Source organism: Chitinophaga skermanii (assembly GCF_003259335.1).
Lineage (GTDB): Bacteria > Bacteroidota > Bacteroidia > Chitinophagales > Chitinophagaceae > Chitinophaga > Chitinophaga skermanii.
The window spans coordinates 530,672-542,512 of record NZ_QLLL01000004.1; the positions used below are offsets into that span (position 1 = coordinate 530,672).

Below are 11,841 nucleotides of genomic sequence, written 5' to 3' on the forward strand. Positions count from 1 at the left end.
CTTATTTCAATGTCCATTCCGGGCGGATATAATGACAAGTATAGCCGTTCGGGTGTTTTTGTAAATAATCTTGGTGTTCTTCTTCTGCATCCCAGAAATCGCCTGCGGGTACCACTTCTGTTACGATTTTACCGGGCCATTTACCAGAGGCTTCCATTTCGGCGATTAGCTGGTTGGCTGTATCGCGTTGCTCGTCGGTAAGATAGTAGACGGCAGAGCGGTAGGAGGTGCCTATATCGTTTCCTTGGCGGTTACGCGTAGTTGGGTTATGAATTTGGAAGAAGAATTCCAATAAAGTGCGGTACGATATTGTATTTGGATCGAAAGTAATCGCTATTCCTTCTGCATGCGTACCATGGTTACGGTAAGTTGCATTAGGTACATCGCCACCAGTGTAGCCCACTACAGTAGAAATAACACCGGGCATGTGCCTAATCAATTCCTCCACGCCCCAAAAGCAACCACCTGCAAGAATGGCTTTTTCAGTACTCATATATCTGTGATTTTTTGCAGTATGAAGTTACTAGATTGTGAGCACATAGAAATGGCTTAGGCGGGAATGTAGGATAGATGGGCGGGTTTGGGAAAGCAAATCCCGGTATGCAAGCATACCGGGAACCGGTCATTAAGGAATAATGCGTTGTGCCTTCAATTCTTCAAACAATTCAATAAACGATGCTTTTGTACTTTGGTAGGCAGTAAAGCCTAACGCCCGGCTTTTGCTCATATCCGTCATTACCTCGATTGGTCGACCAAGGTCGAGATCGGTATGCCATGGAGAAACCAATTTATGTAAGTTGGGCTCGTCCAAGTTATTCAGCGTTGCAATGTTTTGCCAAATATCTTCAGTGCCTTCCAAGGTTTGTTCTAAGGGTTGTTTACCGCCTTCAAATCCTTTTGCTTCAATACCAAAGTAATCGGCAATTTGCAGCCACAACCAATTCCAACGAAATACATCGCCATTGGCTACGTTGAATGCTTGGTTATGTGCCGCCGGTGTTTCGGCCGCCCATACAATTTGCTTGGCCAGCATACCGGCATCGGTTACATCCGACACACCATTCCATTGTGCTGCAGAACCTGGCCATACAAATGGCTCGCCCGTGGCTTTACAAATGCTGGCATATACCGCCAGTGTAACGCCCATATTCATCAGGTTGCCTACCGCGTAACCAATAACGGTGTGCGGGCGATGGATACTCCAAGTAAAGCCATCACGTTGGGCCGCTGCATAAATTTCATCTTCTTGCGCGTAATAGAAGTTATCTAGGTTAAGGCGCGGATGCTCCTCACGCACAGGTGTTAAGGGTAAGAACCCATCTTTCGCATACGCATCAAAAGGACCGAGGTAGTGTTTTAAGCCGGTAACTAGGGCTACATGCTGTACCGATTTCTTGGGCGATAGTACTTGCAATAAGTTCCTCACCAAGGCACTATTTACCCGGATGTTTTCCGCTTCTGAATCCTGGCGCATCCAAGTAGTAAAGAATACATGGGTAGGGTGAATATGCTCAAATGCTGTTTGTAAGGCGTTTTCGTCGAGTAGGTTGGCGGCTATGGGGTGAAGGCCCTCTATATGGGTATGCGGGTTCCTGGCGAGCCCGTAGGTAGTGTAGCCTGCGGCGATTAATTCTTTGGCAAGACTGCTTCCTGTGATGCCTGTAGCGCCTACCACTAATGCAATGTTGTTTTTCATATTATCCAATTTGAAAAGCAAAATTACAAGTCGTACTACGGCCTACCATTGATCTACAGCAAGCGTTTCACTTGATCTATATCAAGCGTTTTTTGATGCGACTAAGTGTTTCGGGTGTAATACCAAGGTAAGAGGCAATTAGCTGTTGGGGAATGCGATGTACAATTTGCGGGTATGTGTCAATCATTGCTTTAAATTTCTCTTCTGCCGTATAAGTATTAGAGCTAATCAAGCGCCGATCTTTTGTTACCAAGCTGTTTTGGTAGAGTACCCGGAAATACTTTTCCATCATGGGCACTTCTACAAACATCTTTTCATAGTTCTGTTTCGACAGTAAAGCCAAGGTTGTATCCTCGATAGCATCGATGTTTAAAATAGCCGGCTCGCCGTAGATATAGCTCCGAAAATCGGAAATCCACCATCCTTCCCAACCAATCAAACTAATATGTTCATGCCCCTTGTCATCAATTGTATACGACTTTACCGCACCATGTATCACGAATGCCAATTGCTTGCAAACATCGCCTTCCTGTAACAAGTACTGGCGTTTCTTTAGTTGCTTTATGGTGAAGTAAGTACCCAGTGTATCGATCTCGGCAGGGGAGAGCGATACTTTTTCTTGAATATGTTGAAAGAGAAGATCGAACATGTAAGCGAAGGTAGGGAGTATTTCAATTACAAGTCACTTCCCGCGAAACGCGCTTCCCCACGTTTCACAATCCGCGGTAATAATAAACCTTGTCCTACTACCGTAATTAGCACTACTACCGTAGTAATGTAAATAATCACATTCTTCATCGGTACCCCGTTTTCACCAACCACGTATGGTAACCCCATGGCAATGGCTAACGAAATTATACCTCGCATGCCCGACCAGCTGATAACCATACTGTCTTGCAGGCTAATCAAAACACTTTGCGGTATTTCACGGGACGTTCCCTTTAATTTAGGATGATGGTACGCGCGTAATAACCTTCGCCTGTTAACATACACGTTCCATGTACGAATCACCAAGGCCGTAAAAGTAAGTAATAGGGCAATGCCTGCGTATGTAAGTAATTGGGTACCCGATAGCTCTTCTACGATAATAGGGAATTCCAATCCAATCAAAATAAAGATCAAACCATTCAACATAAAAGTTACCATATCCCAAATCGTTTCCGATTGATGTTTCACATGGTCGGGAAATTTGAATTGACTTAACCGCGACATGCTAAAGCCTAATGTTACCACGGCAATTACACCGCTCGTATGAAACTTTTCAGCCACTAAGTAAGTCACAAACGGCGCTAATAACAATAAGCTTAAAATTGTAACGGTATTATTCCTAAACATCCGTAACAATACCCCCAGCGATTTAGCAATTAGGAACCCTACTAAGAAGCCACCTGCTAATAATATCACAAACGTTAACAAGGCATTATACCAAATGAATACAGACCCCGTTACCGCCGCAATAGCAAACCGGAAGGCCACCAACGCCGATGCATCGTTGATCAAACTTTCGCCTTCCAAGATCGTGGTGCTGAGTGATGATAGCTTCAAACCTTTGGTAATACTTAAAGCCGCAACTGCATCGGTTGGGGCTAATATGGCCCCAAGTACAAAGGCTAATGGCCATGTCATGCCGGGTATTAAGTAGTAAGAAATCGCGGCTAAACCAGCGGTTGTTAAAAATACAAGTGTAATCGCTAAACTGGAGATAGTACTTAAGTTCGCTTTGAAATCGTTGAGGGGTATTTTAAATGAGGCATCGTATAATAGAGGTGGTAAGAAAAGAAGGAAGATGATCTCGGAGTTGATTTGTACCGTAGGCATGCCCGGGATAAAGCCTAAGCCAATACCGGCAAAGATGAGCACAATAGGCATCGAGAACTTCAAGTTCTCGGCTATCGTACTAATGACAATCATGATGCCTAACAATACAAGAATAACCGTATAGTTTTCCATAGAATAATAGTGCTGCGTTATCGATAAAGACGAATATGTAAAGTGGATATTGTACTGGTTGCTCAATAAATTACAAAAAATAATCGCCCGTCATACACTTTTTTTCTATTCAATAGTAAAAATCTACCCCGAATCCTATATTGAATGGGCTTGTGTGAAGGTAGAAAGCAAATTTTTATCATGTTACGGTAACCGGTTAAATGAAAAACCCCGTACTGCAAGCAGCACGGGGCAAGTGGAATATAAAAATGCACGATGATGATTGGGTTATCGATTGAATTGGGTTTTTACAGGTGTAATGTCATTTTTCAATGCCGACCGTAATTGATCTGGTACGGTAATTAAATTAAACATACCATCAGGATCGTTCTTCTTAAGAATTACTTCATAAATAGTGCCATTCAAGTAAGTTGGGTTCATAATGTCGGAATGCGCTTTGTCAGATTGTATACCTCCTACCATATAACCAACGGTAACTGAAGTAGCTCCATTGGCAAAAATTAAATCATAATCTAACACCTCGTCATTTTGCTGTGTACTAGTTTGATAAAGGTATTTATCGATTGGAATAAACTTCGCTTCGGAACCTAAAAATGTTGGGAGTGAAAATTCTGGTTTGGTCACATACTCGTAGAAGTATTGTGTGTAAAAATTAAAACTAGTGCCGCCGGTATTGTAGTCGTTTACCATAATATTGGTAATGTTTCTTACAAATGGCAAACCAATATCAGGACTTAATGAATCGCCAGCTATGTAATTTTTATATGCAAAGTACCCAATGCCTCCTAACAAGGTAATAGCATTGCCGTTTACCGCTTTGTTATATACAGTAAAGCGGGCACAATCGTATAAGTTTGTTTTTTGTTTGAAGTTATTTACAATAACATATGGGGCCGATGATAGCGGGGAAAGAATAATGGGATTAGGATAAGCTGTATTGTCATCGGGCGTAAACACACCGCCAAGCATAACTGCAAATATGTTAGCATTATAGGCATAAGGTGCCACCGTTAAATCTCGTCGATGAAATTGCCCGAAATCATTCCCAATGCCTCCATCAGATGCAATCGAGTTAAATGTCCAGTTAGTACCATTGAATTTAACTTTGTAGGCAGCATTGGCATAAACGCCTTGTGAGTTCATTGTATAATCGCCTGTGAAATTTTGGCCTCCAACAAAATTATAGTACTGGCCTGTTTGGATGAGATCGCCACCTGTTAATTGCAAAGCAACCTGGGATTTGGCATCTACTGTAGTGCTTACATCTGTAAAATAATTAGGTGATATAGTACTGCCGCTTTTAACAGCCTTAACTACACTACTTACTTGTATTTTGATCATTTTGTTATAAGTCACAAAATTACTATCGGAATTTTTCCCATAACCGCCAACGATATAAAGGTTGTCGCCATTTTGGATAAACTGCATATTTGTGCTGCTCAATTGATCAATCATATCCTTGCTAAGTGAAGCAGGAAGGGCGGCCGAGGTTCTTGTAACAGTGCCGTTATTGAATGTTAGCACGATGAGGTTTGTGTTGTTATATTTTCTTGGAAATTGAAACCCTGGACTGGTAGGATCGGTTCCATGGAATCCTGTTGTTCTTCCCCCTACAAACAAGTAATTAGAGCCGGCGGCATCTACATATTTTCCCATACAAAAGGATTGTAAACGGAATGCCGGTGCATTGCTGAGTGGCTGTAATACCACACCGTATAAAGGCACATTATTTTTCTTTTGTGCTACGATCTTGTTCGTCGCTAATAGCAACAAACAAAAACCTAAACATATGATATGTTTCATTTTAGTGCTAGATTTAATGTAAATGTGTGAATGTATCTTACTTATTACCAATAATTTGATTACACCATTTCGTAATCAAACCACGTCGTACAACGGATAAATCTCTTGTACGTGGCATGTAAGTGGAAGTGGGCCAATAGGCATCACTTACACGGTCTCTTACATAGCTGGCTGCTGCCGGTACACTCCACGCTTCTTCTGTAAATGGCAAATGCACGGCCATGGCTGGGTATAAGAAATGGTAATTCTGTAATACATTCTTGTATAGATAATCCCAAGTGATAGGATTAGGAGAATTTAGTACACTTAACATCTCGGTGTCTTGTGGTAAAACGCGGAGATTTAGTAAGAATGCGTTCGTAACATCGATGTCGCTATAACATTGAGGCCCTTTTGTTGGGTCTGTGATACTTGGATCAATGATAAAGATTTGAGAACCTGCATTGGCTACGTTATAGGTAACAGGATCACCATCACCTAAGTCAAATGTGCCCTTCGAAATTTGATTGTGTATGTCGTAATTCTGATTAGGGGTGCTGGGGAATTGTGCGTATAATATTCCCTTTAGTTTCTGTCCTTGTGGGAGCGGGGCGCCATTTTTATAAACGCGCACAATACATTGTTCCGGGTTTGCCTGGTTACTCCTATATGTTTTGTTCGTTTGGTTTTGTTCGGCATAAGCAATGGATTGGTCGGAACCTATCATGTAAGGACGTTCTCGTAATAAAATACTCGTTATATCTCCGTTGTTACCGGGCGATTGAACGACCATCACATTTCCTGCTTCAACTTCAGACACTACAGCATATGGTATGTTAGAGTAATCAAAGTCGATTATACCACCATTTATACGGAATAATGCATCACTTACGATAGAGTCATCCAAGTATTGGAGAAATATAAATCTACCATTAGGATTTTGGTAGCTGATTTGAAGTTTTAGATCATTTAGATTCGTAACCGAACCCAGTACATCCGATTTCTTTTTGGAAGCGATAAAGTTTTGTGGGATCATATTACTGACATCCATCGACATCACTTTCTTTACTTTGTCTAACTGGAAAGTAATAGGACCTAATGGGGGCTGATTCTTAGGATTCATTTTAACAGCTGAATTGGATGTATTCAGTTTATATGGTTTGCCATTTGCATCAAAATCCACTGACATAAAACGCCCCATCGTTTGCGAAGCTAACTCACCTTTTTTCCATAAGCCAATAGTACCCGTAATAATAGCAACACCCCAGTTTTGATTACCATTTACATACTTATCGGGATTCATGTACATGTCGTTTAACTTAGCCGCAAAATCATTACCCTGGTAATCGAGGCTATCTACTTGTGTAGGAATGCACCTGTACATTGAATATCGTATCGTAAATCCTTGCACATTGTTGTCGGTCATATACTTTGCATCTACTCTCAATGCTCTTAGGATATTTTGGTTAGAGGGTGCATTCCAATCACCAACATTTACCGAATGTTGGAAAATAGCAGAAGCCACTGCCGATTGCTGCTTTAAATTGATAAGCTCAAGATTGCGTCCGAAATTAATATTACGTGTTGAAGCTTTCGTTGGAGCGCCTTCTATATAAACTTTAGCTGCGTAATCATCATCTCCCATGTCATATAAAGCAAAGTAATCCGAGAAAATTTGCGTAGCAGGCACTCCTTCTGGATCAGAATCACATAATAAAGCGCTTGAAACAGCACCAGGTTTACCTTTGGTAAAAGTTACTATTTTGTTGAGCAATTCACTTTGTGTGTCATACGTTACTTTACCCGTCGATTTATTGAAGCCAGTTACTACACCCGTTACCTTCACATCGCTGAATGTCATCGTCATATTTCCCCAATAATTCCATTCGCCCGGTACTGCTAATCTTACTGGCGTATCGGTATTGGCTGCTGCTTTGAAGTTAGGAACATTGTTATAATCGCTTGACTTTCCTGCCATGCTTTGTTGTGACGGTGCATCTTGTACAGGCTGGGGGGTAATTGCCCAGTTGTAAAATGCATCATAGGTGTTTTTAACCGGTGAAATACTTTCATCTACCTCTACTGTATTAGTGTCAGATAAACGAAGGAGAGGGGTTGATGGAAAATCAATTAGTTGAGAACCTGAATAATCATCATTATTCCCAGTACCAACATTAATAAAGGCAGTGCCCTGGAAGTTAATTCGTGGATAGTCAAACAAACTCATGATAGGTGTTAATTAAGATATTGAGGGTTCAAGGGAAACAAATAACCATTAGCTTCCCCGTCTCCAACGGGAGACAAAGATCTTTGGGCGAGTACTTATCTAAATTGAATCCTCTCGATAGGTATTAGGGCATCGAGATGGGTTGGTGAACAAACGCTGTTAAATTGTACAGTAGCATCAAATATAAAACTTTAGGGGATTAAAAAAATTTTGATAATTATTATTATTGATTTATAGAGAGTAGTGAAAATAGTTAGGAGTTGTAACAAATGATCTGCTTTGTCAAATAATAAAAAGTACCAGTGGACTTATAAACCATGGAAGAAACAATCCAGTTTGTCCAAGCAACTTTCAGTATACCGATAGATGTGTTACTATTCTAAACCATCCTTCGGAATGAGAGATAAAAATCCCTTACCAAATTGCCGACAGTTTTGATGCAATTGCATGGAAGAAATCTCAAACATTTTGATCAAAGATTTTTCTACTATTAGAATCTCCCCATCCTGCATGGCCGTTCCTTTCATGATAAAAAACGTTGCCAAGGTGTCGTTCTCCTCTACTAAATAGGCCGGGTTGTATTTCTCTTCATAATACACGATCACCGCCTTCCAAGTAGCACTTTGGTTGGTGAATGCTAAATTCTCGGCTGCTAACGATTTCAATTGGTTTAATGGGGGAAAAAGCTTCAAGGCAATCGTTTCCAGTTTCCTGCCAAATCCTTCAATTGTTCTTATTTGCATCAGCAATCCCAACACGCAAACCAATAAGAATAGGATCATTAAGGCAATGATCGTTAAGGTTAACTCACCCAATATTTTGTCGATACCTAAATCAACCGCAACCGGGCTAATTACCAGTATCAATAAATGCGTGATCTTAATGAATACGTAAATAATTACGCCAAGTGGGATAGCTAATAAAAGCCCATTGCCCAATATTTTCTTGAAATGCATAACAAAAACAAATAAAGGTCAGTACTATAGTCTACAACAGGCAGAATCGTATAAAGTTGGCGGGCGAGTAGTTTAATTAAACTTCATCCTAAATTCCAAGGGCGATAGTTCCGCCTTCGATTTGAATAGTTTGCTAAAGGATTGTGGATGTTCAAATCCCAATTCGTATGCTATCTCGCTCACTGGTATAGGTGTAGTGGATAGTTTCTCTTTAACTCGTTCACATCGAGTGCAATCTCTTTTTTCATACGGCCTGGTAAAACTGAGGTATAAAAGTAAGGATCATTTGGATGGCAAGCGTTTTCTTTTGATGATAGCCATCGACAATCGTAATACTTTCAATGTATTACATATGCAGCATATGCGTAGAACTACGGAATCTTAAAGAAATTCAACCGGTTGGGTTGTTTGGGTGGGGAAGGAGTACTAACTTAATTGGGATTTTCTTCAATCCCAATCCCTATTATGAAATATATTGTAACCCTAGTAGCCTGTTGTATATACAGTATAACCCTCGTTGCGCAAAGTTTAGAGATTCACCAAATGAATGTGGGTCAAGGCGATGGCGCATTGATTATTGTGCGTGATGTGGTAAAGCTGAAAGCAATAATCGAAAAATATGCTAAAAAAACAAAGATCCCCGACAATCCTGCTGAGTATATAAGATACGCTATGTCAAATAACCTTGATGTAAAGAACACCATTAAGTTTGCTGTTCTAATTGATGCAGGTGCGGGAAAAGCACAAGCGGATAAAATCAAAAAGTATATGGCCAAAGTTGGCGTGAAGCGTGTTACGCATAGCATACTGTCACACTTCCATGGCGATCATTACGGTGGCTTGCAATATTTATTTACACAAGCAAATAATTTCCCTGAAATAGCGGCCTACGATAGGGGGCTCAATGGCGAAGGACCTACCATTTCAAAAACCGCGGAACATACGGTATACAATCGTTTCGAGAATACGATGAAGAAAAAGCATAAAACAGCTACGCTAGAAACGAATATTGCATTAGGCGATAAAATCAATATGCAATGCATCGTTGCGGATGGTGAAACATTCGATGGAATAATGAAAATAAAAGATGAAGACGATGCCCTAATAGATTTTACCAGCTCAGATGAAAACGATTATAGTCTTGGTTGGATTTTACAATATGGCGCCTTTAGATTTTATACGAATGGAGATCTACGTGGTTTACCCAGCGAATTCCACCTTGAAACTACCTTGGCCGATGCACTTCGTAACCATGATAAATCAAAATTTGTATCCGTAGCAGATGGAAATGCCTTAGAAGGAGGGCATGTATGTAGTTTTAAAGTGAGTCACCATGGGAGTGCTGAAAGTACGAATGACTACTTCTTAACTGTTATTAAGCCTAGTACTGCTATTGTTTCATCGGGTATTCAAAAGAAGTTTCTGCATCCTCGTATTGAAGTGGTGGAGGTACTGGATGCCGCCACGAAGTATAAATGGAATATCCAAGAATGGAAAGATCCTGAAATGAAGAAGGATAGATCTAAATTCCAATATACGAACACCATCAAAAATGTATTTTATACTTCCATGATGAACGCTGACTTGTATGAAACCTCGGGGAAGTATACCGACAAGCAAATCCAATTTATTCAAAATACGTCCAATGAAAAGAAAAGTAATGGAATCGTAGGTGGTGATATTGTATTGGTGGTAGAAGATAAAAACATAGATACGGAAAGCAATTACATTGTTTTTTGGAATGGCGAGAAAGGAGATGATGTTTTAATATCGTCTGAACAAATAAAATCATTACAAGGAAAAAAAGCGAAACAACCCGACGCTCAAAATCCAAAGAAAGCAGGCTTAATTAGGTATCAGTGCCATACCGCAACACAAGTTAAACACTATAAATACACTAAATAATCATGAGTTTAAGAATAGAAAAAAACCAAGATGATATGGTGTATCAAGCAAAGGGCTTATACAAACCTAAGGTAGATGATACAGAAGAGGATACAATAGTAACGTTGTATGAAAATTATGAAAAAATAAAGAACTACCATATCAGCTATACGTTGGCAAGCGAAGAAATGTCAACTTTTTTAGCGTTTGATCCCGCTGAAACGTCTAAAGAGAAAGCAGTTTTACAAAGTGAAAAGGTGACTGATATAGGTATTTTTGTGCTAAATAAAGTTAGCATCAATGACAATGCATTTCCATACGCCATATGGAACGAGCTAAAGAATTATCCCCTTGTAATTGAGGATTCTGGTGATGCTGTTTTTGATGTCGAGAGATACATAGCGAATAGTGATGCAGAACCTCAAGATACCAATAAGCCTACTGAAATTCCTTGGTATCCAAGTAATAGGGCTAGCAGGGAAGTGCTGAATCGTGATGCATGGTACCTGTTCGAGAATGAATTTGGTGGTTTATACCGAACGGCAACGCCTAAACTGGAAGAAGAACTATTGTATGCAACCGCTTTTCACAATGCAGAATTAAATGATGGTACATTGCCACTAGTTACTGTAACCTTCAAAGATTTTTTTAAACAAGAGAATGTAAAGTTACAACCAGCCATCGGTAAACTGACCCTTCCTACGCAGCCTACAAGAGAACAGGTGTTTAATTTGTTAGTAAAAAACGGGTACTTACATGCGGCAATTTACATAGCCGACGATGTTGTGGATAATGCTACTGTAGGAAGTTTATTTGTGTTTGAATATAGTGTAGTATTAGGACTTCGACCCCACAAGGAAACGCGTAACGAAGAAGAAGCACTCCAAATCCAAAATAGGCGAACTAGTCTTGGATATTTGGTAGTAGACTTGGCCGGTAAGATTTACAGTTACACGATGGAGCAAATCAACTATTTTAGAGAAAGCAAAAATCCCGGAAGGATCTCGATTATTGAGCTAAGCCAAATAATCAAGAATACAACAAAAGCCACGCCAAGTGAAGGAGCATTAAAGTCACATTTGCAATTCGAGTTTACGTACAAAGCTTTTGCATGTGGCATGAAGAGGATATCTAATGAAATTCATTTTTACCCTTTTAATGGAATAGAATGGAAAGTGCTTAAATCATTACGTGATTTGACGGTATGGGATGAACCGACCTTGGCACAACCGTTTAAACACGTCGGCAAAGATAAGTTAGCGTTATTCCTAAAAGGATATTACCCAAAAAATAACCCCCAGCAATCCTTTTTTTGTCATTAACCAACTACACCTTCACATCGTTCT

9 protein-coding genes and 1 pseudogene are annotated in these 11,841 nt (G+C 40.1%); 2 read left to right on the plus strand and 8 right to left on the minus strand.

Features of this window, described 5'->3' with window-relative positions:
* Position 1: 1 nt before the first annotated feature.
* The 8 genes and pseudogenes from msrA to LX64_RS12900 all read right to left on the minus strand — a co-directional run.
* Positions 2-493 carry a peptide-methionine (S)-S-oxide reductase MsrA gene (gene msrA, locus LX64_RS12865; protein ID WP_111598053.1) on the minus strand — a complete coding sequence of 164 codons (492 nt, stop codon included), beginning with the start codon at positions 491-493 and terminating at the stop codon, positions 2-4.
* Between the two features lie 132 nt (positions 494-625).
* Positions 626-1,696, minus strand: coding sequence for an SDR family oxidoreductase (locus LX64_RS12870; protein ID WP_111598054.1), 1,071 nt, complete (start codon positions 1,694-1,696; stop codon positions 626-628).
* A gap of 76 nt (positions 1,697-1,772) precedes the next feature.
* Positions 1,773-2,345: a Crp/Fnr family transcriptional regulator gene (locus LX64_RS12875; protein WP_111598055.1), complete on the minus strand. Its 573-nt coding sequence runs from the start codon at positions 2,343-2,345 to the stop codon at positions 1,773-1,775.
* Positions 2,346-2,371: 26 nt separating this feature from the next.
* The gene (locus LX64_RS12880; protein WP_111598056.1) at positions 2,372-3,646 is read right to left on the minus strand and encodes a cation:proton antiporter; all 1,275 of its coding nucleotides are present in this window, start codon (positions 3,644-3,646) and stop codon (positions 2,372-2,374) included.
* 267 nt (positions 3,647-3,913) lie between these two features.
* Positions 3,914-5,449 carry a hypothetical protein gene (locus LX64_RS12885; protein WP_111598057.1) on the minus strand — a complete coding sequence of 512 codons (1,536 nt, stop codon included), beginning with the start codon at positions 5,447-5,449 and terminating at the stop codon, positions 3,914-3,916.
* 37 nt (positions 5,450-5,486) lie between these two features.
* On the minus strand, positions 5,487-7,655 hold the full coding sequence (locus LX64_RS12890) for a hypothetical protein (RefSeq protein ID WP_111598058.1): 2,169 nt from the start codon (positions 7,653-7,655) through the stop codon (positions 5,487-5,489).
* A 374-nt stretch (positions 7,656-8,029) separates the two neighbouring features.
* Positions 8,030-8,611 carry a DUF502 domain-containing protein gene (locus LX64_RS12895; protein ID WP_111598059.1) on the minus strand — a complete coding sequence of 194 codons (582 nt, stop codon included), beginning with the start codon at positions 8,609-8,611 and terminating at the stop codon, positions 8,030-8,032.
* Between the two features lie 72 nt (positions 8,612-8,683).
* A pseudogene (locus LX64_RS12900) lies at positions 8,684-8,851 on the minus strand (helix-turn-helix domain-containing protein); the annotation flags it as partial.
* Between the two features lie 225 nt (positions 8,852-9,076).
* Here LX64_RS12900 and LX64_RS12905 point away from each other — a divergent pair.
* Positions 9,077-10,516 (plus strand): ComEC/Rec2 family competence protein, encoded by a 1,440-nt coding sequence (locus LX64_RS12905; protein ID WP_111598060.1) that lies wholly within the window; start codon positions 9,077-9,079, stop codon positions 10,514-10,516.
* 2 nt (positions 10,517-10,518) lie between these two features.
* On the plus strand, positions 10,519-11,817 hold the full coding sequence (locus LX64_RS12910; protein WP_111598061.1) for a hypothetical protein: 1,299 nt from the start codon (positions 10,519-10,521) through the stop codon (positions 11,815-11,817).
* The last annotated feature ends 24 nt before the right edge of the window (positions 11,818-11,841 follow it).

Coding starts and splice junctions, on each gene's coding strand:
- msrA (WP_111598053.1), bottom strand. CDS start 493: ATGAGTACTGAAAAAGCCATTCTTGCAGGTGGTTGCTTTTGGGGCGTG.
- LX64_RS12870 (WP_111598054.1), bottom strand. CDS start 1,696: ATGAAAAACAACATTGCATTAGTGGTAGGCGCTACAGGCATCACAGGA.
- LX64_RS12875 (WP_111598055.1), bottom strand. CDS start 2,345: ATGTTCGATCTTCTCTTTCAACATATTCAAGAAAAAGTATCGCTCTCC.
- LX64_RS12880 (WP_111598056.1), bottom strand. CDS start 3,646: ATGGAAAACTATACGGTTATTCTTGTATTGTTAGGCATCATGATTGTC.
- LX64_RS12885 (WP_111598057.1), bottom strand. CDS start 5,449: ATGAAACATATCATATGTTTAGGTTTTTGTTTGTTGCTATTAGCGACG.
- LX64_RS12890 (WP_111598058.1), bottom strand. CDS start 7,655: ATGAGTTTGTTTGACTATCCACGAATTAACTTCCAGGGCACTGCCTTT.
- LX64_RS12895 (WP_111598059.1), bottom strand. CDS start 8,611: ATGCATTTCAAGAAAATATTGGGCAATGGGCTTTTATTAGCTATCCCA.
- LX64_RS12905 (WP_111598060.1), top strand. CDS start 9,077: ATGAAATATATTGTAACCCTAGTAGCCTGTTGTATATACAGTATAACC.
- LX64_RS12910 (WP_111598061.1), top strand. CDS start 10,519: ATGAGTTTAAGAATAGAAAAAAACCAAGATGATATGGTGTATCAAGCA.